Raw genomic sequence first — 23673 nt, 5'->3', positions numbered from 1 at the left:
AATCATTAATCTTGCGTTCCCACCCATGAAAATTTGTAACGTTGAACGAACCGAATGCATCCATCCATGATCATGGCAATTCCACCCATGATGATGATTCCGACAAGTGTAATGTCACTGCGCAAGTATTTGCTTGCGTCTAGGACCAGCCAGCCAATTCCCGAAGTTGCCGCAACCATTTCCGCCGCTACTAGTGTGGCATAAGAAACACCTATGGCTGTTCGCAAACCGGTGATAATATCTGGTAAGCAGCTTGGAAAAATAACAAAGACGAATACTTTCCATTTAGATGCCCCTAAGGCAAGCGCTCCATTGATTCGATCTTGAGAAACCTTCTGGACACTAAACACAGTAGCAATAAACAACGGTGCAAATGCACTGAGATAAAGCAGTGCTATTTTTGAAGTATCATCAATACCTAACCAAAGGATCAATAAGGCATAGTATGCCAAAGGCGGCAGAGGCCGATAAAATTCAATAATTGGATCAAAAACGGCACGAATATATTTCGAATATCCACAAAGCATCCCAAGTGGTACGGCAATAATAAATGCCAAAATCAGGGATATAAATAACCGATAGAGGCTGCTAAGGATATGTGTTCCTAAGGAAGAACCCTTATAACCGTCTTTGATCAGTTCTACGAATGCACTCCATACCGATTGCGGGGAAGGCAAAAACAACGGATCGATCCATTTTAAGTTTGTAACCACCGTCCATAGCAAGATTAGGCCAACAATCGTGCCAGCCGAAATCCACTTGGTGGATATCACCACCTTTTTTTCATTCGTAGCTAAAGCAATTTCTCTGGACATCGATACTCATTTCCTTTCGTTTCATAGGGTATAGATAGGAAAAATGGCTTTAAAAAGAAAACAAAAAGAGGCCCTATAACCTACAGATCTATACCGATCTGTGTATGTTTAGGACCTCCAGTTGTCTGGTCGGTTCAATTCATATAATTCACATCGATTAACTATGAATTATTCTAACAATAGGCAATTAATTCTGTCAACATTTTTTTGATACCTTTTCATGGTGCCTAGCACACCGAAACACTGTTTTGAAAACTTACAGCCCTCAAACCCAGTTTTCCTTTTCCAGTTGAACAACTTCTTGCTTACTTGCTTACCTATCATTTTTACAATCTCTTAATCCATTTTATTTAGCTATTCTATTTTTTCGAGTATGAAAACATATATAATATATGATAGATTGCATACTTCATATATGAATGTTTATAAAGTTATTTGATTCTCAGCGAATTGCAGGTGATCAGTTCGTGGACACAGAGAGAAAAGAATCGATCCATATGAAAGTTGGCATTGCTTACACATTTTCCGCCTATGTAGCCTGGGGGCTTCTTCCTTTATATTGGAAACTGCTACAATCGGTCTCTTCTGAAGAACTGTTGGCTCATCGCATCTTTTGGTCTTTTTTATTTGTAGCAGTTCTTCTTTTCTTCAAAAAACGCTGGCAGAGTTTGAAAGAAGTGATCAAAGACAGGAAAAGGGTACTTTTTGTTTTCCTTTGCGCACTCCTGATCAGTTGCAATTGGTTTATCTATATTTGGGCTGTTAATCATGGGCATATCATTGAAGCCAGTTTGGGTTACTATATCAATCCATTGATCAGTGTGCTACTTGGAATGATTGTATTGCGCGAACGATTAAACGCCTGGCAAAAAACGGCTCTTCTCCTCGCAACCATCGGTGTAGCGATACTCACCATCCAATATGGAACCGTTCCATGGATTTCTCTTTGTTTGGCACTATCTTTCGCTTTTTACGGACTGGCCAAAAAGTTAATTCAAGTAGATGCCCTGACAGGATTGGCTCTTGAAACCCTCATGGTCTTTCCTTTCTCCTTTTTTTATCTCCTGTTCGCTGAAGTCCAAGGAACAGGGCACTTTATCTCAGCTTCACCCGATCTGATTCTTCTAATCATCGGGACAGGAGTGATTACGGCCCTGCCCCTGTTGTGGTTTGCGCTTGGAGCCCGTGTAGTTCCGCTGTCCACGATCGGCTTTTTGCAATACTTGGCGCCCACCATCAGCTTGATTCTAGGCGTATTTTTATATAAAGAGTCGTTCACGGTCACTCATATGATCAGCTTCAGCTTTATTTGGATTGGACTGATCCTGTATACTCTTTCTTATACCAGGAAATTTCAAAAAGTTGACCAAAGACCTCATAGCGTAGAGAACTAGAATCTTTCCATGACGCCTAAGGCTACTGACACTGGAAATGGACCCTCTTGCCAACGTCCTTTGTTTTTACCTGTAATGATGCGGGCGAGCTCCTGTCCTTCTGGGGTATCCAAGACTTTATGTATCGCTTCCAGGGACTCGTAATGTGTCTCGATAATGAATTGAACATCCTGAAGGCCGTCTGGTTGATTCTCCGGATTCGTATAGTACAATCGAGTGATGTTCATCTTGATGACTCCAGGCAGCTTCAGCATTCTCGGTATCACTTCTTTGACATAAAACTTTTCAAATGCCTCTATATCATCAATCCCTTTATAAATGCCTACCGTTTTATACATGGATCTGCCACCTCTTCAGATTCATGTCATTTAGCTAGTTCCACCCACTTTGCTCACATCTTCTTCAATAATGGCCACAACACGGCTCCAACCTGCACTCGCTTTTGCGATGTTGATCGGAAAAGCGGAAACTTTAAAACCAAATGGTTTTGGAATCTGATCCAGGTTGCATAGTTTCTCAATCTGGCAATATTCTTTTTCACGACCGACCAGATGAGCTTCCCAAAACTGTCTTTTTCCTTCTTTGGCTTCCTGTGCAATCACATCAAACGGACGATCCAATCCCCAAGCATCAATCCCAATCAAACGTACTCCTTGATCTACCAGCCACTCTGTAGCTGCTCGCCCCAATCCAGGATGCTTGAACTCATATCCAGGTGTTTTAAAATGCCTGGAAGTTCCGGTATAAATCAGGACAATATCATATGGCTTAATCTCATACCCAATCCTCGCCAGTTCGTTTTGGATATCTTCTACTGTAATCTCTTCTCCAGCCTGCTTATGTGTCATATTCAGCAGAACTCCATCTCCATAACACCAATGAAGCGGTACTTCATCAATGGTTCTGGCTGGTTTTCCAGCCGACTTCGCTCCATAATGATAAGGAGCATCTACATGGGTACCTGCATGGGTTGAAAGTGTCACTTCCTCAACAGCCCAACCTTCCCCATCTGGCCAATATGTAGCGTCCAATCCCAGTACCTTTTCGGTAACCTGAACCGCTTCCTCATGCTTGAAATAACGAATATGGTGAGGGTTCGGCTCAAAAGAACTCGTTTCGTTTTCCAAACGATCGCTAAGATCAATCAGCGTGATTTTTTTCCCATTTTTTTCATATGTTTCTTTCATCTTTGCCCTCCAACAACCTATCGATATCATTTTCCAATTTTTTATATTGATTAGTACAACAAAACTAATCGATTTGATTATAAACTAATTCTTTAAAATAGAAAAATATCCATTTTTATATGAAGGCTGAATTCAGCTTGTTTTTTCCTTTATCAGTCGTTCAACTGGAAAAGGAAAAACGTGTTTGTCACCGGCTTTGTGAATTAATCCTATTTCACTGACTTTTGCTTTTATTCGTAAATAAACAGGTTCATTTCCAAGCGTTATCATGATATGATCTTACCAAAGAAACATCCAAGCACAGAATTAAGATGCATATATTTCGGAATATTAAAATAACCAGTAGAGGAAGATTTTCTTTGAAAATATGGGGTACATTCATGGTTTGCTGTCTCTGTATTCTCACTTTGATGGGTTGCAACCCGGAAATACCAAAATACCCTAAACCACCGCTACCTACGATTACAGCAGATGGAAAAAAGGTTTCAGCTGTGCGGGGATCATATTGTTGGAAGAGTGGCAACAAAGGGGAGTGCGTCGATGCCATTGAGTCGACCGAGTTGGTAAAAAATCATCAACCGATCCCTGTTTTGCCTCAAACAAAACTGCTCATCCACTTTGACTATCCGCCCAAAGGCGGAACACTAAAAGCAGAGCAATGGAGCAATGGAAAGACATGGGCAGATGGCAAAGTCAAACCCATCCCAATCCAAAACCAATCGATGATCCTTCCACATGAAAAAGGAAAATATATCTACCATATTTACGGTAATTGGAAAGAAGGAAGCGCCAGTTACTTTTTCGTCATCGAAGTGAGATGAAAGTTGGGATTCGTCTTTCACTTGATTTGTTTAACTAAAGAGCACCCAGAATTCTCCCACTTCTATAATGAGTGAGATGAATGGGTGCTTGAAATCGAAATACGGAGATTTTAACCATATCAAATATGATTACCTTACAACTGGACTCTCTACCAGACAGCAACTTATATCTTTTCTTTTATCTTTTCCGAATATCTTCTAATTGAGTTCGGCCTGGATAAAACATTTTATCCTCTTCTACCGGGTCCTCCTTGGCTGTAATCCAGCTCGGTGTCAGTCGGTAAACCACTGTTGGACTTCCCATGCTCGAACGATATCTTTCTACATGAGACGATGATAACTTCGTCTTAAAGTATCCAGGCACATATTTATTTAACATCGCTTCCAGTGCGTCTGTGGCCTCCTCCAAATCTTGAACGATCTCCAATTTGCCAAAAATCATTACACTGAAATAGGCAGTGCCAGTATGGGCTGGCACAGGGTCTGCGACGGTACCATATTCCTCAGCTAAGGTAAAACAGTAGGTTTCATTCTCTTGAATGGCGTCTACTTTTCTTCCTTCATTGCTCCCGTGAAAATAGATGTTTCCATTAAGCCAACTAAAATTTAGCGGTACAACATAGGTCCCCTCTTCATCATATAATCCCAAATATCCCACACGTGCCTGTTGGATAAAGGTATGAATTCTATTGGTATCTGTCACTTCTTTCATTTTCCTGCGCAAGGGCCTCATATTTATTCCTCCTCATCCTTTTACCCATTGTTCTGCTAAAATGAATAAAGCAGAACAATGGGTATAAATTTTTAAGATTATATGGAGGGGGAAAGCCCTTGTCAATTCCATATTTGTATATTGATCGAACCAGCTCTATCCCAATACCAGAACAAATAGCAGAACAATTCATCTCTGCCATTCGAGCCAAACGGCTAAAACCGGGCCAATCGTTACCAACGGTTCGGGAATTATCGAAATCTCTTCAAATCAGTATGGAAACTGCCCAAAAAGCCTATCAGCTTCTCAAAAAAGATGGATGGATTACCAGCAAGCCCCGTCACGGTACGACGGTATCTGCCCATCTCCCTCAATCTACACCCATGCTTGCCCCAAAACGACATGCCAAACGACTGGCTCTATTACAGACTCTTAAAGCATTTAAACAGATTCCTGGGCTGTATCCTGTTTCTGGTATCTCTCTTCCTCCAGATCCTGTTTTATTGCAAGCCCTCAAAGAAGTAAGCAATCAAGCACTTGACTCTTCGTTAAAAGTAGAAGAATCAGATCCTTTCGGTGTATCAGATCTTCGTTCGAAAATCCAGGGATTATTGGTTGAGCGGGGCATTTGGAGCGATCTTTCTTCCCTATGTATATTCAATGGCAGTCAACAAGCTATCTGGCTCATTGCCGATCTCTTATTAAAGCCCGGTGATATCGTTGTGATTCCTGAAACTTGCTATCTACCCATCAAAGAAATTTTTCAGTCCAAAGGAGCTCAAGTAGTTTCTATTCGACAGGTATCCGATGGTATTGATCTTGACCACTTAGAACAAATCTGCCAGAAAAAATCCATCTCACTCCTTTTCACTATGCCCAATGGTCACTATCCGACTGGAGCATCATGGTCAGAAGAAAAAAAGCGTGCCGTTATAGCGCTCGCCCAGAAACGAAACTTTCCGATTTTAGAAGATGACTTTTATGCTGAGCTTTATTACACTCCTATCCCACCTACCACTCTTTATGCTTTAGCTACAAACATGGCTCCAAATGTCTCAATCTTTTATACGAGTTCTTTTCACATGCTCATCCATACAAACATACGATTAGGGTACCTGATTGTTCCTGAACCTTATGTTGAAATCATGCACCATGCCAAATCGCTCGTGGATAAAACCGCATCTGTATTTACTCAATATCTGCTTCTTCACCTGTGGGAAAAAATAAATTTTCCCAACTATCTAAAGCAACTGCGCCAACGATTGAAAACGGCTCGCAATCAGATGCTAGAAAGTTTGGAACGCTGGCTTCCTCCCGGGTATACCTTCTCTTCCCCGCAAGTCGGCATCACGACATGGGTACATCCACCTCATCCGATGGATGAAACCCGTTTTATTGAGCAATGTTTGGCTGAACATGTATTTGTCATGCCAGGAGAAGCTTTTGCCGTTGAGCAACCAGTACCTGGCTTTCAGGTCAATTTCGGAAAAATACCTCCTGAGATATTGGATCAAGCGATCCAACGAATAGGGAAAATCTTACGGCGCTATCATTCTTCGTATTGATCAAAGCTTTTTTCATAATTAGTTGTGTTATTACGAAAAAAACAAGCCCCCGCAGGAGCCTTATTCCCTTAATAGCATTGGAAAGATCTGATTTCATGGATATTCATGCTAAAAGGATCCCAAGTTCTTCTTCTTTCACTCCATCTATAACCTGCTATGTTTTGACCAGTTACAGCTGTAAGCCAAGCCCAAAAAGGTCTTCTACCACCATGACGCCAGATATATACCATCCGATGCATACATCTCCGCAAACGTCTTGGATCTACATAAGGTGGCGCTCCAGGAGGAAAGTGTGGCGGAGTAGTCGGTGCATAGGGAGGTGGGGCTGGCAGGGCAGGCTGTCTTTGAGCGGGTCTGGGCGGTGGAATCGGATATCCTTGGTCAGGTCTGAATGGTGGAATCGGATATCCTTGGTCAGGTCTGGATGGTGGAATCGGATATCTTTGGTCGGGTCTGGATGGTGGAATCGGATGACCAGGTATGGTTGGTGGCTGAGGAAATTGTTGCTCAATTTCCATATCATCCATATAAGGGTTATAAGGGCTTTCCATCTCCATCATGTGTTTACCCCCTTTTTCATTCGTAATCATGAATACACCCATAATCTATGTCTGTTCTGTATATTACGAGCTTGTCTTCAAACAATTTGGGTAATGTCCCATGGCATTACGATTTAGAATTTATGTAAAATGCAAGAACTATCAGAGTTGGATCTGGCAATCAAAAAAACCAGTTACTCATTCACCTTTTCGAGAGTAACTGGTTTCAGTATGTTGACAAGTTCCCTTTATATGCCGGTTTTCCTTTTCCGTTTCACTCCCGTTGCTTCGCAAAAGTCATTCAACCGGAAAAGGGAAACCGGATTTTGTTAACAGTCTCAGAACCTTTCTTTTTATCAAAGAAACAAAGAGACAATCTTTTACGCTGCTTTCATATTGACTTCATCCAAATATTTTTGAGCCTTTTTGCTATCAAATTCGCCTTCCCATTTGGACATAACTACAGCAGCCAAGGAGTTACCGACTACGTTTACTGCCGTTCTAGCCATATCGAGAATACGGTCAATTCCGGCGATAAAAGCAAGTCCTTCCATCGGTAAACCAACAGATCCTAAAGTTGCCAGCAATACGACGAAGGAAACACCTGGTACACCTGCAATACCTTTGGAGGTTACCATCAATACCAAGACAATCATCACCTGTTTCTCAATAGGTAAGTGAATTCCGTACAACTGGGCAATGAATACTGTTGCAATGGCTTGATACAGAGTGGAACCGTCCAGGTTAAAGGAGTAACCTGTTGGGATGACGAAGGAAGTAATCGCTTTTGGACAGCCGAAACGTTCCATCTTTTCCATCAGCTTTGGTAAAACTGTTTCGGAGCTCGCAGTCGAGTAAGCCAAAATCAGTTCGTCCTTGATAATGCGCATAAATTGGAAAATATTTACTTTAATGATTCTCGCTGTCAATCCCAAGACGACAATGACAAACAGAATCATCGCACCATAAACCAGCAGAACGAGCTTACTTAGCGGAATTAATGAAGCAATACCAAACTGAGCCACTGTATTTCCAATCAGAGCAAAAACACCGATCGGTGCCAGTTTCATAATTAAGTTGGTTACATAAAACATCGCATCTGCTGTTCCCTGCAGGAATTGTAAAACCGGCTTTCCACGCTCTCCAATAGCCGCAACACCAATCCCAAACATGACAGAGAAGAAAATGATGGCCAGCATATCACCGTCTGCCAACGATTTGAATAAGTTCGTAGGCACAATGTTGACAAATGTATCAATGAACCCATGTGCCTGTGTCTGTTTTTCCGTTTCAACATATTTGGAAATATCGCCTTTATCAAGCGCTTTCATATCAACACCCGCACCCGGTTGGAAAACATTTGCCAGCAACAGACCTACAACTAAAGCAACAGTGGTGATAATTTCAAAATAGAGAATGGTTTTCCCACCGAGTCGACCCAGTCTCTTGATATCGCCTGTACCTGCCACACCAACGACCAGACTGGAAACGACGATCGGAATCACAATCATCTTAATGAGACGAATGAAAACGTCACCAATTGGTTTTAAATAATCAGAAGCGATTTTTGGATATTCTCGCAAGAAATAGCCAACCATAATACCTAGAACCAAACCAATCAAGATTTGCCAGGCGAGTCCCAGTTTTTTCTTTTGTTTCATTTCCTTTTTCGCTTCCTTATTTTTTGCCACGCCTATCACCTCACACTATAAAATTTTTATTAAGTAAAATATATTTTTACAAAAACGATAATAGCCCTGTAGTATAATACTACATAAATTCTATTATTTCAACCGATATATCCATATTCATACTATTTTTATACGACATATCATTATTAATTTTGGTATTAAAATTTAATAAATAAAGAGTAGATTTTTCATTATAACTGGTCTCTTTATTTTTTTGTGTGAAATCAATATTTTATAAATATTATGTATCTATGGCCTACGCTTTTACTGTGGATATTTATTGACAAATTAATAATCCTAATCATTTTGTCTATAAAAATATTATAAAACGTGAACTAACCCCAAAGCTTAATTGATTTTGGTTTTTTTACTCTCAGTATGACAGATATAAACTTCATAGTTTAAAAGTTATATTAAAAGGGAGACCCAAAATGAAAAAAGTTGCTATTATTTTTTTTGCACTTCTGTTATTAACTGCTTGTGGTCCTCCCGTATCTCCTGTAGGGACTTGGGTACTCAAAAATGAAGAAAATAAAAATGGAGAGAAAAAAGCAGATTGCCCTTCACAAATTAAACTCGGAGAGGATGAGACAGCAGTAATTAATGAAAAACCAAGTAATATCAAAAAGGTAAATTATTATGTACAATATTCACCTAAATATGATCCCGAACTGGTACTCTATCAAGACTCAAAAGAGGAAAGAGCTGAATTTAACCAATTAGAGGAAAGTTATATCACGCTCACATTTAGAGATAGAGGTGTAACTTGCGAATACAACAAAGCAAAGAATTAAAAGTTTAAGTTATCATCCAAAAGCGTCTAATCATTCTTCTTCATTAGCAAAGAACCAGTATCTCTTGTGCACAGGGATACCGGTTTTTTTTTTAGCTAAAATATGGCTAAACGATAATTTTTCCGAAGACGACCTTGTAAGATCAATTCTTCACTCTGTCTACGGGAAGCAATTCTTGCACATGCCAAGATTTTCTGTAATCGTTTCACCTCTAAGTCATCTTATCCATTTCACTTTTTTAACAAGTATAGAATTGGCTTTTCTTCATTGGAAGAAAAAGTATGAGTTAAAGTACTTTTTTAATGTATATTAATATTAGTAATTTATATATAAGGAGATATTTTGAGTGCACAAATTTTCGTGGAGACGTTATGAAGAAGAGATGGAAAAAGAAGAGCAAGAATTTGAGGAACTGGTATATGATATAGTAATAGCCAGATTGATAGGATCCATTTTCTTTTTTGGTGTTGGTTTAATTATTATGTCGAATATAATGGGTTTTAGATTTGTGAAGAGGGATAAACTGAGAGAAAAAATAGCTGGATGGTTTTGGCTTATTATCATGGTAACAGGAGGAGCACCTGGAATTCTTTTTGGCATGATTATCTACCGACACTTGGTTAGAAGCAAAATATTTCGCATCTGTTTTGCTGTTTTTCTATTCTTGTTAGCTATTGAAATGATTACAAATTCTGATTTATAATCAGACTTCCAATCAGAGTAAAACGGCATCCGAGAAATTCCTGTTTTCCTCTTGTTATTTCCGGCTCTGGTCGCTTTTCGGATGCCATTTCTTTTTTACTTTTTCCTGTCCCATCTGCTATCTTTATATCTCCCACTACTTGCGTTTCGGCTTCTTGGACTGTATCCTTCTCTGTTCAACACAGGCTGCCACTTAGGTAAAATACTCTATTGTAGACCCAGAAAAAAAACACTCAATTTGTTCCCTCATGTGTCGCTCCAATGCTTCCATTTGCTCATCTTGATATACATACTTCACTCTTCCGTAACGCCCCCACTTCCTCTTCCTTTTTTCCTCCTCCATCTCCAATTTGGACTTAGGATACCGCTCGTTAATCACTCTTTTAGCCGTTTGAGTAAAGCGGTGGGTGATCAGTTCAAATGTAATCCTCTCTGTATGAGGAAGAGCTTCTCTAAGACGTTTTAATAATTGGGTATATCCTTCTTCCCATCCGTCATAAATGATCAAGGGAGCAATAATAAATCCAAGCCGGTAACCCGCACGTGCTACTTTTCCAGCCGCTTCGATCCGTTCATGAAAGGAGGAAGTCGACGGCTCAAAATTGCGTATCACATAATCGGTATTCACGCTGAATCGAAAATGAGTATGCCCATTGTGAGCCGCATCTAATAAGCTATCAACGTTAGCGAATTTGGTAACGAATCGAAGTCTTCCTAACTCCTGATTTCCCATAAACTCAATGGTCTTTTTAAGCGAACCTGTAATGTGTTCAATTCCAACGGGATCAGATGTACATGCTGCCTCAAATCGCGTGATTTCGGGAGCACGCTCCTGAATATACCTTTTTGCAGTATCGAAGATTTCATCCACGTTAACATAAACCCGAATGTAGGGCCGATTCCCCATCGTAGTTTGAAGATAACAGTAATGACAGTGTCCCATACAGCCGGTGGCCAAAGGAATGGCATACTCAGCGGACGGTTTAGATGGTTCAAACTTCAGTGTTTTACGAACACCTACCACCAACGTTTTTTTGGCAATTCGATACTTTTCCAAGTCAGTTTCTCCCGGTAAATCTGTAATTCGGTTGTGTGACGTGGTCATCCGCACCGGGATGCCAGTATCTTTGTATCGATCATATAATTCTTTACCCAGCGGATACTCCAGCGCCTGGGGTTCAAAGTAGATCAGATCGGGTTGAAACAATTTCATGAGATTCACCTCGGTTTAGTTGTTTCCAATGAGTAATATTTTTTCCGGATTTTCATTTATTACTACTCACAGTCCTTATGCATCGTCGCTTATTGCTAACTTGACAATGTTATGGCTCATGTTAGACACAACAAAAACAGCCCATCCTTTGTTGGATAGGCTGACTTCTTTTCGATGATAAATCCATTATTTTGTTGCGTAAATATATGCCTATTACTTACTTCACTCGCGGAAAACCAAATCCTGAAGCAATATCATCCCCAGTATTAGCATAAATCATCGATCTTCGCTGACAAATGATGGTATATAGCTTTTTACCTTTTTTTATTTTTACCAACGATCTCAACATCAGATGCCTTCACAAATGCATGGCGGTGATTAAATTGAATACGATAATATTCCTCTTTTCCAATAATCACTTTATGTGTCGCGGCAGGATCCAGAGTAAATGTTTTGGCGTAATAGTAATCCCCTTTTACCTTCTCTGAAGCTACATAAATCTGTCCTGCAGTTATTTTATATTGGAGAGGGACGATGGCTGCAGGTGAAATTCCTTCAGGATAAGCAGAAGCTTCTGGATACGCAACACCATAAACAGGGATCTCCGTTTTACCTGCCTTCGGAGTAATGAGAATTCCTTTTCCTCGTACAGTGTTTTTACCTTTAGGGTTATGGAACCATGCCTTCTGACCACCATACCAGATTGCAACCCAGTCTCCTTGGCGATCAGCCACATAGTAGGTTTGACCTGTTACAGCTTTGTCTCCCCAGTCTAATCCTTTGCGTGTCCCCGGACCGCTAAGTGCTGGATCATCGAGTAAGGGTGCGTTTTGATCCGGTGCCGTATGCAGATAAACAAAATTAGCCGGTTGAGGTTCAGCATCCTCTACAGGAGGTTTGTTCGTCCGGAAGTGAGGTTTTATCGTGACGATTTGACCAATACCTTTTGCAGGTGTAATCGGCGCTCCTACCAGTTCCATATAGTGTTCCCAATCCCAGAAAGGACCTGGGTCTGAGTGCATGGCTGATTGCCGGGCTGGTGATGTCCCAGGAATTTCGTCATGCCCGATGATATGCGAACGGTCGAGAGGAATATCATATTTCCGAGCCAGGTACCGAACCAGCTTAGCCGAAGCCCGGTAAAGTTGCTCATTATACCAGGTTGCCCCTTTCATGGCATAACCCTCATGCTCCAATCCGATGGAATGCATATTAAAATACCAATTCCCCGCTTGCCAAGCGACATGTTTATTGTTTACCATCTGGGTAACTTGACCATCCGCAGACCGAATCACATATTGTGCCGAGGCAGAAGCAGCGGGATTCGCGAACCAATTAATCGCACTCTGGTAGCTCCCTTCCGTATCATGAATCACAATATAACGTATATCCAAACCCGATTTCGGACGATCAGCAAGGTCATAGTTCCCATAATCACTTGGATCTTGGCTGCGTTGCTCATAAGCAGCTGGTATAAACCGGCATGCAAGACTGATTGGACAGTCAGCACCAGTAAAATTGGTATTGCGAAGGTTCAATGAATTTACTGTTTCTCGTTTGGGCTGTACTTTCTTGGGAGTCAGACGGACCTTATACCCTTCTGTTGTCTGACGCTCAACCCCATTATTGATGGATGAAAAAACCTGATCAGCAAAATCAAGAGCGACTGCTGCCTCTTTGCTTCCGCTATATTTCGCAACCGCACTATACCAGTTACTCTCTTCAGCAGGCACCTTGCCCACTGTATCACGTGCATACTTGGCTAATAGAGCAGCAGCTCCACGAATGTTTTGCTTCGGATCTTTCTTCAATTCTTCCGGATCAAGTCCTAACAATCTTGCCGCCTCATCCAATGTATGCAAGCTCGGATCAGTCGGGGCGGGCATGGACTCTTTATCCACATCCCCTTTACCAGTACCACGCAAATCAACTTGATCGACATCCGTTAAATGCATCAATCCGTAGCCACCCGAGACGCTTGGCTCTCCGTTGTGATGTTCCCAGCGAGAAACATGATAGGAAACAGAAAGCAGAATCCTCTCAGGCACTTGAAATTCTTTAGCCGCCGCCGCGAATGCATTTTGCAAATAGTCCGCATTCTTCACCTCGGCGTATACAGCGGGTGTTATTCCTTGCCCCATCTTCGAAGAGAGTGGAATTCCTGTGAGGGCTAAGCTCGTAACCATGACCCCAGTTAGCCAACCTCTCCAGCTTCTTTTATTCAATTCAAAACACTCCTTAAAAATGAGAGATTAAAATATATAAATATATGTACTATTTCTATAAAACAAGAATGAATCCTTTCATAATCTTCTACTAATTTATAATCTAGCTATTAATTGGTCTTGGAATACTTTTTCTTTTTTGATTATTGGATGCGAAGCTAATACATTAGCGCTCGCATTCACAAGTTGATGATCAATGATTGTATCCCATAACAGATGGCCTCTTTTTTTGGTGTCTACCTGTAGGGGATAATACCAGCTCTTTATTGCCCCGGTTCTGTTTTGTCAACGTTCCTTTTTAGAAAATAACAAAATCTTTTCATTGGAGTCTTTGTCTCAACTGTTTAAGAGGTGTCTATCCATAAGTGTAGTAAATCCTTCTCTGCGTACTTGACCATCATCTACTGCAGTTAATTCTTCTAAGAATTCTGCACATCCTCATTCCAAACCACATTCATTCGGAATTCCCCTCCCCGCCCAGCATGAGCAAGTACCGGCACAAAGACGAAGTTTATACTGAGAATCCTTTCAGTCGATTTGGACAGGATCTACCTGTGTTTTCCATTGTTAATGTGACGATCAAACAAACATCGAAATAGTCTGTCAATATTTTGTAACGTTAATGGTTGTTAACATTTCTGTTGCATAACATACAATTATTTTATATATTATTATATAACAGAATTATTTGATTATTCTTTTTTAGGGAGATGAATACTCAATGAATAAAAGCGTTGAAAAAGCATATCAAATTGCAGAAATGATTATCCGCGTCTTAGAAATCGGGTTGGCCATTTTTATAGTAATCGGGATCTTTATCGAGGGAATCCTGCACGCTAAGCAAATGTGGAATGTGGCTTTCGAAGGCAAATTACATTCATTTCAAATTTTTCTTGATTACGTCTTGTTGTATATAATCGGCCTCGAAGTCGCCATGATGTTTGTCAAGCGTAAACCGAACATTATGCTGGACATCCTGATATTTGCCATCGCGCGAAAAATGATTATCAGTACATCCAAAGGTATCGACTTTCTATTTGGATCGCTGGCCATCCTGATCTTGTACATCGTCAAGTGCTATGGGATCAGCTGCATTTTGCTGCCTGGATATTTTCGGCGGGCGAAAAACTCTCCCGATGCCGATATGCACGCCTCCGACGAACAAATTTCAAGTTAACGGAAACAAAAACATGTTCCTGATCCCATGTATTGTCCGCCGGGCCTTTCTCAGTAAGTCTCACAGAGCCGAGTCGTCCAGTCCGCCCCACTCACCCTTGCGTAATGACCTCACTGGCTGGCTGTTATCCAAACAGAAATGAGCGATGCTACCCTTAAGGCCACTCTCAAAAGAGATATGGCCTATCTAAGAGGTTGACGATTTGCTTCTTGTTTATGAATGGCTTCTCTAAGTTTAGGATGTGGATCTTTCCATGTAGGTGGCTTGATGATTTTGCCATCTGTCTCTCGATGACGTGGTTTCCCATCTTCCCAAAGCTTAGCCATATTCGCTTCATGAACAATGTCAAATAACTCTTGAGGTTTTACACCCATTTCAACTAATGTCCCCAGTGCAAAATAAATAACATCAATCATGGCATCAGCTTGATCTTCCAATGTTTTCGCTTCCTGAAACTCTCGAATCTCGTCCATCATCCAGTGAGCTCTTTTCTGAACCCGATCAGATGTAAGCAAGGATGGCGTTTCTTTATAGGGCACTCCAAAATGGATATGAAATTGTTTAACCTTTTCCCATTCCCGATTCATTCATTTGCTCCCTTCACAGATATAAAAAAGAAATTCCTCCTTTTTCAGGAGGATTCAGCTTGTTGACAAAGTTTCTGTTACAAGCCGTTTTTCCTTTTCCGTTTCACTCCCGCTCTATAAATACGAGCAAGAAGTCGTTCAACTGGAATAGGAAAACCGGGTTTGTCAACAGTCTCATTCCTCCTTTTCAGGAGGATTCATAGGCTTATAGATCACCAAAATCCAGGGTACCTGCTTTGGTATAGTTGGTTACCTTCTGTTCAAAGAAATCGGTTTTCGTCGCATTGAGATTGGAAAAACTCTCTACCCATTTCATCGGATGGGTTGTATATTCCGGATACAGGATTTCCAGCCCTAGCCGATTTAACCGTTCATTAGCCAAATATTTGATATACCGCTCAATCATTTCATTGGTTAAGCCAGGAATCTGGTTATTGGTAATATATTGTCCCCATTGGATCTCGTGCTCAACAGCCGTCCGTGTCATGTCTCGTAATTCCTCAATCAAATCAGGCGTAAACAAATCTGGCTCTTCTTTACGCAGTTCTTTGATCATGTTTTGGAATAAGACGACATGTGTCAGCTCATCCCGCTGAATATATTTGATAATCGTAGCGGTTGCGGTCATTTTTCCTGCCCGTGCCAAGGTGTAGAAGAAAGAGAAGCCACTGTAAAAATACAAGGATTCCAGCAAAAAGTTAGCCATACAGGTCCGGACAAATTGCCGATCATCCTTGTGTTCTACAAATTGCTGATACAGATCGGCAATAAAACGATTCCGTTTTAACAAGTGCTCATCATTCCGCCACTCATCATAAATGTTTTCACGTGTTTCTGGCGAGCAAACACTGTCTAAAATGTAACTATATGATTGCGCATGGATTTCTTCTTGAAATGCCTGGATATTTAAGAGAGATGACACTTCTGGTGCCGTCACATATTCATTGATATTCGGCAAGTTTTCTCCTTGAATCGAATCCAGAAAGTTTAAGAAAGAAATTGTTTTATCAAAAGCTCTTCTCTCGGCGACGGACAATTCCTTAAACTCTTTCGCATCACTGGCCAATGGAATTTCCTCTGGAATCCAGAAATTGTTAAGCATGGTTCGATACAGTTTAAATGCCCAATCGTACTTAATGCGATTCCACTCACGCAAGTTGGTTGTATTGCCATTGATTAACCGTTGCGTCCCTCTTTGTCCGTGTTCATTAAAGATCTTTTTTCTCTCTAGCTTCGCCATGATTCTTCTCCTCTCTTCGTCCAGCCGATCCATCAAAGGGAATCGCTTCCGATTTTCGAAGCGACTCCCTCATCTCATCTCTAGGAAGAACAGCTGACACACTCTTCAACTTCTATGGACTGATTGCGTACATAGTAAATCGTTTTAATTCCATGTTCCCACGCCTGGACGTATAAATCCAGGAACTCACGTGCACTTGTATTCGGGGTAATATACAAATTGAGCGATTGAGACTGATCAATGTGCCTTTGCCGTTTAGCCGCTGCACGGATGCTCCAGTGTTGGTCAATGCGATGCGCTTCTTTGTAATACCAGGTCGTTTCTGGAGTAAGATTTGGAGCAGTTTGCGGGATGGACGCTCCCCGTTTTTCTTCCACAAAATACTTCGCATAGACAGGATCAATTCCGGCGGTCGAACCAGCGATCAAGGATGTAGAACCAGTTGGTGCGATGGCCATTACCCATGCATTTCGCATTCCGTATTTTGCCACATCTTCACGAAGTTTTTGCCAACGCTCACTGGTGTATCCACGCTGTTCGAAGTATTCACCCGTTTGCCATTCACTGCCTTCAAACAACGGATAGGTTCCCTTTTCTCTGGCAATTTCCATTGATGAACGAATGGCATGATAAGCAATTTCTTCAAACAAACGATCAGCTTCTTCCAAATGCTCTTCAGATTCCCACATAATTCCACGTTGTGCAAGATATTGATGATAGCCACTTGTTCCCAATCCAACAGCCCGGTATCTTTTATTGGTATACTCTGCCTGTCTCACTGGATAGATATTTAAATCGATCACATTGTCCAGCATGCGCATCTGAATCGGAACGATCCTTGCAATATCTTCATAGCTACGCACCCGGCCCAGATTAATCGAAGACAGGTTACAAACGACAAAATCCCCCGGTTTTTGTTTGGTAACAATGATGCCATCTTCCAGCTCTTCACTGATCAGTTCGGTCGGAGACATGTTCTGGCAAATCTCGGTACACAAATTGGATGAATAAATCATTCCCTGATGTTTATTGGGATTGGCCCGGTTAACGGTATCACGGAAGAAAATGAAAGGAGTACCTGTTTCAAACGCACTAATCATAATGCGTTTCATGATTTCGATCGCTGGAATCTCTGTTTTGGACAACTCAGGATGCTCTACACACTCCTGATAACGTCGTTCAAATTCTTCACCATAGTAATCTTCGATCGAGTACCCCATCACTTCTCTTATCTCATGTGGATCAAACAGGTACCACATGCCACGTTCTTTCACTTTTTGCATAAATAAATCAGGGATACAGACTCCTGGGAAAATATCATGTGCCTTGAGACGGTCATCTCCGTTATTGGTCTTGAGATTGAGGAAATCCAATATATCTGCATGCCATACATCCAAATAGATGGCAAATGCACCACGACGTACCCCTAATTGATCAACCGCTACCGCTGTATTGTTGTAGTTACGAACCCATGGGATTACACCGCCAGATGCCCCTTTATGCCCACGGATTTTGGAACCTTTGGAACGAACTTTTCCCAAGTAAATACCAACTCCACCACCATGTTTGGATACTTGTGCTGTGGCCGAATTGGTATTGTAAATGGACCAGAGCGAATCATCCACCGTATCAATAAAGCATGAGGATAGCTGATGTAAAGGTTTTCCGGCATTCGCCAAAGTCGGAGTGGCTACGGTCATTTCCAATTTGGACAGTACATCGTAAAACTTTTTCGCCCACCCCAGCCGGTCCTGTTCCTTTTGCGCCAAGTGCATGGCAATAATCATGAATCGTTCTTGAGGCAACTCCATTACACTGTGATCATAATCACGTACAATATAGCGATCAGCCAATACTTTGAGACCAATATAGTTAAACAGTTTATCTCTTTCTGGATCAATGGCTTTTTCGAGTTCATCCATCTCTTCTTTGGTATAATTCTCCAGCAAGTAAGGGCCATATAATCCTTTCTCAGTCAATGTATGTACGAGATGGTATAAAGAACCATATCTGCAAGAGGCATCATAACCCCGGTTTGCAGCCGCTTCCTGATAGAGTCCATAAGCAAGCAAACGGGCAGCGACAAACTGCCAGTCCGGTTCCTCTACACTTGTTCTTTCCACGGCTACTTGGGTAATGATTTGCAGTACCTCTTTTTCTGTCAAATTGTCCCTTAACTGCAAACCAATTTCTTCCATCCACTGTGTCTGGTCTAAATGCGGAAAATCAGCAAATACTTCTTTCAGTAAAGGACGAAATGGATCCAATAAAGACATTTTTTCCGTTACTTCTAACATCTCTATCACGTCCGATCTATATATAGTTGCTACTTGAGTATAAACAATACAACATATTGTGGCAAAACCTTAAAAAGGAGAAATAAAATCTTGAGACAAATAAACATGGGGGTAACATCGTTTTTTGTGTTTCTTTCTTTTTGAAGCTACGTTTTTCATATTTGACTCCACACAAGATATATTTGTAGAGGAAAAAGACATAGAAAACATGAAGTTTGCTTGTTTTCCTCTTTATTTTTAACAGAATAACAATGCAGAGATAAAAATAGATTGATTATTCTAATAATTATATGCAAAAAAGCGGTTCGCTTTCATAATCATTTGCTCCGAGACTGGATCCTATCAGGGTTATTGGTTAATCCAAAAAAGCCTAAAACCATCTATCTCTATCCGGAAAATATATACCTTACTCCCATGCTTCGGGATAGGTTCCTTCCTCCGTGACGACTTCTGTTCCATCACAGTCACTCCGTAAGGAACCCATCCCTCCGCTTTATATTTTCATCTCTCTGATGGTATTGCTCAGATTTATCCTGTACCACAAAAAACCGCTGATTCCCATCTAACTGTGAGAATCAGCGGTATGATTCCATCTATTTATTATTTGGAGACACTATGACTCCAATCGTGAGTGGCACTTCCCTCCAAAAAGCGTTCGCAATCAAGGGCAGCCATGCATCCTGTTCCCGCCGCAGTAATAGCTTGTCGATATACACGATCTTGAACATCACCACAGGCGAATACACCTGGTACATTGGTTTTGGTCGTACCTGGCTCGACGACAATATAGCCTAACTCATCCGTTTTCACTTGTCCTTCAAGAAAGTCTGTATTCGGTTTATGACCAATGGCAACAAAAATGCCATCTGCTTCGATCAGTTCTTCCTCGCCGGTCTCATTATTACGCACTTTCAAACCGGTCACACCTTGATCGTTTCGAACCACTTCTAATGGTGTGCGATTAAAGCTCCACGTAATTTTGGGATTTGCTTTCGCCCGCTCCTGCATGATTTTTGAAGCACGGAGCTGGTCTCGACGATGAACGACGCGAACTTCTGAAGCAAACTTGGTTAAAAAGATAGCTTCTTCCATCGCCGAGTCTCCTCCGCCAACCACGATAATCTTTTTCCCTCTAAAGAAAAAGCCATCGCAAGTGGCACAGGTACTGACCCCTTGACCAATACTTTCTCTTTCACCTGGAATGCCCAAAAGTTTGGCAGATGCTCCAGTAGAAATAATTAATGCTTCAGTCTCCACCACTTCAGATTCACCGATAAACAGGCGAAATGGACGCTGCGAAAGATCCACTTTTTTGACCCAACCACGTTTGAATTGGGCACCAAAGCGTTCTGCCTGTTTGCGCATATTATCCATTAATTGTGGACCCAAAATCCCATCTGGGAACCCTGGAAAATTTTCAACATCTGTTGTTGTGGTTAATTGCCCACCTGGTTCTGGCCCTTCAATCACGAGAGGTTCCATATTGGCACGTGCCAAATAAATAGCGGCAGTGAGTCCAGCTGGGCCTGTTCCAAGTACAACTACTTTATGCATTGAATAACCTCCTAAAATTTCTGAGTGTGAGATCATCAAATACTCATGCAAAATGTGAGACCGTTAACAAAGTATCCGTTATAAGCCGGTTTTCCATTTCTGTTTCACTCCCGCTCAAAAAAATGAGCAAGAAGTCGTTCAACTGGAAAAGGAAAACCGGGTTTGTCAACAATCTCAATGTAACCATATTTCTCCCTTTATTTTAGCTGACTTCCATTTTTGAGCCAACTTTTTCTGCAAAAAAAGATCCTTTCCGTCAAACCGTCGGTGAAGGATCTATTGTGGTATCGGGCTTTTCTACCGAGGATATGAAGCAGCAACAGGGGTTCCTTTTCCGTTTCGCATGAGTCGCTCAACCAGAAAAGGAACCCCTATGTTTGTCAACGTTTTCAGGCTATTTCTATTGCGTTAGAAATGCCCTAAAAATGTACTTTTATTTTTCAAAACGGTTTTCCTTTTACTTCTTTCGGTTTACTTGGCTTGCTTTCATTATGCAGACGGTCTACTGCGGTCACATAATAAACATACTGTTCATCAGGTTGAGCTGTCGTGTCAAGGTAAAATTGGGCGATACTGAATTTACCACTTCGCCGAATCGTCGTCAATATATGTTCAGGTCGATCAAAATCAATCGCTTCATCTTTCTTAAATCGATAAATCACATAATACACAGCATCGCTTTTAGGATGGTCTCCCCAGACAAGAGCAATCCCTTTCTGTGTTCTGAGGGCCGAATGAATATGTGGAGCTGGGGGCGCATCATCGTCCAGCCACGGCATGGAAGGAACAAGCGCCGGATACTTATAGAGATCTTGCGCTAACCGGTCTTTGATTCCCAATCGGTTGGCCCGCAAGTCAGACATGCTGAAAAACATGCTTCCTTTCACTTCAGGATACTGCATATTCAATTTTAACTGATTGGGCATTTCTTCCGGGTCTTGCCATGCCGGTGGAGAAGTTGTTCCGATTTTATAGACCGCTTGTCCAATGTACAGGTGTACCCGTTTGTCTTTCACCTCATTCGCCCACCAAGGAACAAGCTTGTCATATGCTGCTGGTGGATAGCCTCTATTCCAATAGACCTGGGGCGTAACATAATCGATCCATTCATTTTGAATCCATGTTCGGGTATCCGCATAAATCGTTTCATAACTTTGTGAACCATTGGTTTCTGACCCGGTTGGGTCGCTGCTTTTGTTTCTCCAAATGCCAAATGGACTAATCCCAAATTTCACATAAGGCTTTTCTTTCTTAATAGCCTGACCTACCTCTTTGACAAGCATGTTGATATTGTGTCTGCGCCAATCCTGTTTATTTTTAAACTGTCCAGCTCCATACTTCTGGTAAAGCTCTTCATCTGGAAATTCTTGCCCAGCTACAGGATAAGGATAAAAATAATCATCAAAATGGACTGCGTCAATATCGTAATTTTTCACAACTTCGATGACACTATCGATCACATGCTGTTTGACTTCAGGAATTCCAGGGTTAAAATACAACTTTCCTCCATAAGCCACTACCCAATCGGGATGCTGCCTAGCTACATGTTCTGGAACCAAAGCATCCAGGTTGGTATCCATACTGACCCGGTATGGATTAAACCATGCATGAAATTCCAAATTGCGTTTATGAGCCTCTTTTAACATAAAGGCAAGCGGATCATATCCTGGATCTTCTCCTTGCTTTCCAGACAAGTACTTCGACCACGGATTGATTTTGGAAGGATAAAACGCATCCGCTGTTGGTCGAATTTGAATAACCACTGCATTCATTCCCATTGCCTTTGCTTCGTCCAATAGCTGAATCATTTCTTTTTGTTGTTCTTCTTTGCTTAATCCTGTTTTTGATGGCCAAGTGATATTTAACACGCTTGGAATCCAAACAGCCCGTAACTGTCTTTTTACCCAGGTGGGCTGCTGTTCATTCAACTCCACTTTTTTCGTATCACCCTGAGCCCATATGATATTAGGGTAAAGCAAAGCTCCAATTAGAATCAGAATAAATAGATAACAGAAAACATTTCTAAATGAAAGGACATATTTTTTCAATCTTTCCCCTCCCTTATGTACTAAAGATTTGGTAGACACAAGAAAACATCAAACGATTAAAAAAGAATCATACTTTATGTTGAATTTAAAGTAGATTCTTAATATACTTTTCGTCGTTCATTATAAAAAACCTGCAAATGTGATATATATTCGCAAATAATATGAAATTATCTTATAATAAATTATAGATCAAAAATTTTCAGGGGAGTTTCTCAATGAAAAAACACTTGAAAGAATTTTTTCTCTTTCCTGATATCCTCTTCATGTGTATCGTCTGTGCGGCAGGATTCACTTTTACTTTGATCCATATTGCCACTCCATGGATCTGGCTTGCCTGGTTATCAGGTGCCCTTTCTTTTGCTCTTGGCGAATACCTGATTCACCGTTTCCTCTTTCACTTAAAGCCACCTCACCATCCTTTTCTTCTATCTCTATTAAAGCGCTTGCACTATGATCATCATGAAGATCCGGATAATCTAAAGCTACTATTTCTTCCCATTTGGTATAGCGGACCTTTAATCCTTTTGTCAGGTGGGATCGCTTATCTAATAACGAAAAATGTAGAGTTAACCTTGGGTTATATTACAGGTACCATTTGCTACCATCTTTATTATGAATGGAAACATTTTATCGCTCATCGCCCCATTAAACCACTTACACCATGGGGGAGAAAACTGAAGAAATTGCATCTACTCCATCATTTTAAAAATGAAAATTATTGGTTCGGTGTGACTCATCTAACAATGGATCGAGTCATGGGAACATATGGTCATGAAAAAGAAGTACCTTTAAGCTCGACAGCACGCAAATTAAGCGAAAAAGGAAAAAATCATCTTCATTAAGCTTATTATTTAACGATAGGATATACTGACCAGTCATACCAAACATTCTCCTGATGACCATAAAAACAAAACCCTCATCATTCTCCACCTGGAAAATGATGAGGGTTTTCATATTCCCTGAAAACCAAAGAGTGAGAGGTCATGACCCAAGAAGTAAATGTTATTCGGAAATAAGCTCCGTAGAAAGGAGGTGATCCATCCCCACCTTCCGGTAGGGATACCTTGTTACGACTTCACCCCAATCATCTGCCCCACCTTCGGCGGCTGGCT

The 23673-nt window shown here is 41.1% G+C and carries 21 protein-coding genes and 1 rRNA gene; 7 read left to right on the top strand and 15 right to left on the bottom strand.

Going from position 1 to position 23673, the window contains the following annotated elements:
- Positions 1–5 precede the first annotated feature (5 nt).
- Entirely contained in the window at positions 6–815 is an 810-nt protein-coding gene (locus tag BMZ78_RS14265) for an ABC transporter permease subunit (protein WP_093231110.1), read from the bottom strand.
- Between the two features lie 497 nt (positions 816–1312).
- On the opposite strand from BMZ78_RS14265, the gene rarD reads away from it, so the two are divergent.
- The gene (rarD, locus tag BMZ78_RS14260; protein ID WP_093231153.1) at positions 1313–2209 is read left to right on the top strand and encodes an EamA family transporter RarD; all 897 of its coding nucleotides are present in this window, start codon (positions 1313–1315) and stop codon (positions 2207–2209) included.
- On the opposite strand, the gene BMZ78_RS14255 is transcribed toward rarD, so the two are convergent.
- Together BMZ78_RS14255 and BMZ78_RS14250 are read right to left on the bottom strand one after the other, a co-directional pair.
- On the bottom strand, positions 2206–2547 hold the full coding sequence (locus BMZ78_RS14255) for an EthD domain-containing protein (RefSeq protein WP_093231109.1): 342 nt from the start codon (positions 2545–2547) through the stop codon (positions 2206–2208). The genes rarD and BMZ78_RS14255 overlap by 4 nt on opposite strands.
- Positions 2548–2577: 30 nt before the next feature.
- Complete coding sequence (locus BMZ78_RS14250; protein ID WP_093231108.1) at positions 2578–3396, bottom strand: cyclase family protein; 819 nt, start codon at positions 3394–3396, stop codon at positions 2578–2580.
- A gap of 359 nt (positions 3397–3755) precedes the next feature.
- Here BMZ78_RS14250 and BMZ78_RS14245 point away from each other — a divergent pair, with 359 nt between their 5' ends.
- On the top strand, positions 3756–4217 hold the full coding sequence (locus tag BMZ78_RS14245; RefSeq protein WP_093231107.1) for a hypothetical protein: 462 nt from the start codon (positions 3756–3758) through the stop codon (positions 4215–4217).
- A 178-nt stretch (positions 4218–4395) separates the two neighbouring features.
- Here the strand turns inward: BMZ78_RS14245 and BMZ78_RS14240 are convergent, their stop codons facing one another.
- Positions 4396–4950: a pyridoxamine 5'-phosphate oxidase family protein gene (locus BMZ78_RS14240; RefSeq protein ID WP_093231106.1), complete on the bottom strand. Its 555-nt coding sequence runs from the start codon at positions 4948–4950 to the stop codon at positions 4396–4398.
- A 98-nt stretch (positions 4951–5048) separates the two neighbouring features.
- Here BMZ78_RS14240 and BMZ78_RS14235 point away from each other — a divergent pair, with 98 nt between their 5' ends.
- Complete coding sequence (locus tag BMZ78_RS14235) at positions 5049–6494, top strand: aminotransferase-like domain-containing protein (protein ID WP_093231105.1); 1446 nt, start codon at positions 5049–5051, stop codon at positions 6492–6494.
- 68 nt (positions 6495–6562) lie between these two features.
- Here the strand turns inward: BMZ78_RS14235 and BMZ78_RS14230 are convergent, their stop codons facing one another.
- Both BMZ78_RS14230 and gltP read right to left on the bottom strand, forming a co-directional pair.
- Positions 6563–7054, bottom strand: a complete 492-nt coding sequence (locus BMZ78_RS14230) for a hypothetical protein (protein ID WP_093231104.1) — start codon at positions 7052–7054, stop codon at positions 6563–6565.
- Positions 7055–7413: 359 nt separating this feature from the next.
- Entirely contained in the window at positions 7414–8694 is a 1281-nt protein-coding gene (gene gltP, locus BMZ78_RS14225) for a glutamate/aspartate:proton symporter GltP (RefSeq protein ID WP_093231152.1), read from the bottom strand.
- A gap of 461 nt (positions 8695–9155) precedes the next feature.
- Here gltP and BMZ78_RS14220 point away from each other — a divergent pair, with 461 nt between their 5' ends.
- Entirely contained in the window at positions 9156–9518 is a 363-nt protein-coding gene (locus tag BMZ78_RS14220; protein ID WP_093231103.1) for a membrane lipoprotein lipid attachment site-containing protein, read from the top strand.
- Positions 9519–9613: 95 nt separating this feature from the next.
- On the opposite strand, the gene BMZ78_RS18585 is transcribed toward BMZ78_RS14220, so the two are convergent.
- On the bottom strand, positions 9614–9727 hold the full coding sequence (locus tag BMZ78_RS18585; RefSeq protein ID WP_139203336.1) for a S4 domain-containing protein: 114 nt from the start codon (positions 9725–9727) through the stop codon (positions 9614–9616).
- A gap of 137 nt (positions 9728–9864) precedes the next feature.
- Here BMZ78_RS18585 and BMZ78_RS14215 point away from each other — a divergent pair, with 137 nt between their 5' ends.
- Positions 9865–10221 (top strand): hypothetical protein, encoded by a 357-nt coding sequence (locus tag BMZ78_RS14215; RefSeq protein WP_093231102.1) that lies wholly within the window; start codon positions 9865–9867, stop codon positions 10219–10221.
- Positions 10222–10413: 192 nt separating this feature from the next.
- Here BMZ78_RS14215 and splB read toward each other — a convergent pair whose 3' ends face one another.
- Together splB and BMZ78_RS14205 are read right to left on the bottom strand one after the other, a co-directional pair.
- Entirely contained in the window at positions 10414–11433 is a 1020-nt protein-coding gene (gene splB / locus BMZ78_RS14210; RefSeq protein ID WP_093231101.1) for a spore photoproduct lyase, read from the bottom strand.
- Positions 11434–11747: 314 nt separating this feature from the next.
- Positions 11748–13658 carry a peptidoglycan recognition protein family protein gene (locus tag BMZ78_RS14205; RefSeq protein ID WP_245739866.1) on the bottom strand — a complete coding sequence of 637 codons (1911 nt, stop codon included), beginning with the start codon at positions 13656–13658 and terminating at the stop codon, positions 11748–11750.
- Between the two features lie 721 nt (positions 13659–14379).
- Here BMZ78_RS14205 and BMZ78_RS14200 point away from each other — a divergent pair.
- Entirely contained in the window at positions 14380–14835 is a 456-nt protein-coding gene (locus tag BMZ78_RS14200) for a hypothetical protein (protein ID WP_093231100.1), read from the top strand.
- Between the two features lie 182 nt (positions 14836–15017).
- On the opposite strand, the gene BMZ78_RS14195 is transcribed toward BMZ78_RS14200, so the two are convergent.
- From BMZ78_RS14195 to BMZ78_RS14175, 5 genes are all read right to left on the bottom strand, one after another.
- Positions 15018–15422 carry a pyrophosphohydrolase domain-containing protein gene (locus BMZ78_RS14195; RefSeq protein ID WP_093231099.1) on the bottom strand — a complete coding sequence of 135 codons (405 nt, stop codon included), beginning with the start codon at positions 15420–15422 and terminating at the stop codon, positions 15018–15020.
- A 205-nt stretch (positions 15423–15627) separates the two neighbouring features.
- Positions 15628–16662: a ribonucleotide-diphosphate reductase subunit beta gene (locus BMZ78_RS14190; RefSeq protein WP_093231098.1), complete on the bottom strand. Its 1035-nt coding sequence runs from the start codon at positions 16660–16662 to the stop codon at positions 15628–15630.
- A gap of 80 nt (positions 16663–16742) precedes the next feature.
- Positions 16743–18959, bottom strand: coding sequence for a ribonucleoside-diphosphate reductase subunit alpha (locus tag BMZ78_RS14185; RefSeq protein WP_093231097.1), 2217 nt, complete (start codon positions 18957–18959; stop codon positions 16743–16745).
- A gap of 600 nt (positions 18960–19559) precedes the next feature.
- Complete coding sequence (trxB, locus tag BMZ78_RS14180) at positions 19560–20513, bottom strand: thioredoxin-disulfide reductase (protein ID WP_093231096.1); 954 nt, start codon at positions 20511–20513, stop codon at positions 19560–19562.
- A gap of 440 nt (positions 20514–20953) precedes the next feature.
- Positions 20954–22561 carry a glycoside hydrolase family 10-like protein gene (locus BMZ78_RS14175; RefSeq protein ID WP_425263938.1) on the bottom strand — a complete coding sequence of 536 codons (1608 nt, stop codon included), beginning with the start codon at positions 22559–22561 and terminating at the stop codon, positions 20954–20956.
- Between the two features lie 215 nt (positions 22562–22776).
- Here BMZ78_RS14175 and BMZ78_RS14170 point away from each other — a divergent pair, with 215 nt between their 5' ends.
- Positions 22777–23403 (top strand): sterol desaturase family protein, encoded by a 627-nt coding sequence (locus BMZ78_RS14170; RefSeq protein ID WP_093231095.1) that lies wholly within the window; start codon positions 22777–22779, stop codon positions 23401–23403.
- A 183-nt stretch (positions 23404–23586) separates the two neighbouring features.
- On the opposite strand, the gene BMZ78_RS14165 is transcribed toward BMZ78_RS14170, so the two are convergent.
- A 16S ribosomal RNA gene (locus BMZ78_RS14165) occupies positions 23587–23673 on the bottom strand; the annotation flags it as partial.

It is taken from the genome of Thermoflavimicrobium dichotomicum, assembly GCF_900114055.1.
Lineage (GTDB): Bacteria > Bacillota > Bacilli > Thermoactinomycetales > Thermoactinomycetaceae > Thermoflavimicrobium > Thermoflavimicrobium dichotomicum.
The sequence above is the reverse complement of the archived record's forward strand: the minus strand, read 5'-3'. Positions and strand labels throughout refer to the sequence as shown.

What these genes read in the sequence shown, in the direction of transcription:
- BMZ78_RS14265 (WP_093231110.1), bottom strand. Translation starts at nt 815, where the DNA reads ATGTCCAGAGAAATTGCTTTAGCTACGAATGAAAAAAAGGTGGTGATA.
- rarD (WP_093231153.1), top strand. Translation starts at nt 1,313, where the DNA reads ATGAAAGTTGGCATTGCTTACACATTTTCCGCCTATGTAGCCTGGGGG.
- BMZ78_RS14255 (WP_093231109.1), bottom strand. Translation starts at nt 2,547, where the DNA reads ATGTATAAAACGGTAGGCATTTATAAAGGGATTGATGATATAGAGGCA.
- BMZ78_RS14250 (WP_093231108.1), bottom strand. Translation starts at nt 3,396, where the DNA reads ATGAAAGAAACATATGAAAAAAATGGGAAAAAAATCACGCTGATTGAT.
- BMZ78_RS14240 (WP_093231106.1), bottom strand. Translation starts at nt 4,950, where the DNA reads ATGAGGCCCTTGCGCAGGAAAATGAAAGAAGTGACAGATACCAATAGA.
- BMZ78_RS14230 (WP_093231104.1), bottom strand. Translation starts at nt 7,054, where the DNA reads ATGATGGAGATGGAAAGCCCTTATAACCCTTATATGGATGATATGGAA.
- gltP (WP_093231152.1), bottom strand. Translation starts at nt 8,694, where the DNA reads ATGAAACAAAAGAAAAAACTGGGACTCGCCTGGCAAATCTTGATTGGT.
- BMZ78_RS14220 (WP_093231103.1), top strand. Translation starts at nt 9,156, where the DNA reads ATGAAAAAAGTTGCTATTATTTTTTTTGCACTTCTGTTATTAACTGCT.
- splB (WP_093231101.1), bottom strand. Translation starts at nt 11,433, where the DNA reads ATGAAATTGTTTCAACCCGATCTGATCTACTTTGAACCCCAGGCGCTG.
- BMZ78_RS14200 (WP_093231100.1), top strand. Translation starts at nt 14,380, where the DNA reads ATGAATAAAAGCGTTGAAAAAGCATATCAAATTGCAGAAATGATTATC.
- BMZ78_RS14195 (WP_093231099.1), bottom strand. Translation starts at nt 15,422, where the DNA reads ATGAATCGGGAATGGGAAAAGGTTAAACAATTTCATATCCATTTTGGA.
- BMZ78_RS14190 (WP_093231098.1), bottom strand. Translation starts at nt 16,662, where the DNA reads ATGGCGAAGCTAGAGAGAAAAAAGATCTTTAATGAACACGGACAAAGA.
- BMZ78_RS14185 (WP_093231097.1), bottom strand. Translation starts at nt 18,959, where the DNA reads ATGTTAGAAGTAACGGAAAAAATGTCTTTATTGGATCCATTTCGTCCT.
- trxB (WP_093231096.1), bottom strand. Translation starts at nt 20,513, where the DNA reads ATGCATAAAGTAGTTGTACTTGGAACAGGCCCAGCTGGACTCACTGCC.
- BMZ78_RS14170 (WP_093231095.1), top strand. Translation starts at nt 22,777, where the DNA reads ATGAAAAAACACTTGAAAGAATTTTTTCTCTTTCCTGATATCCTCTTC.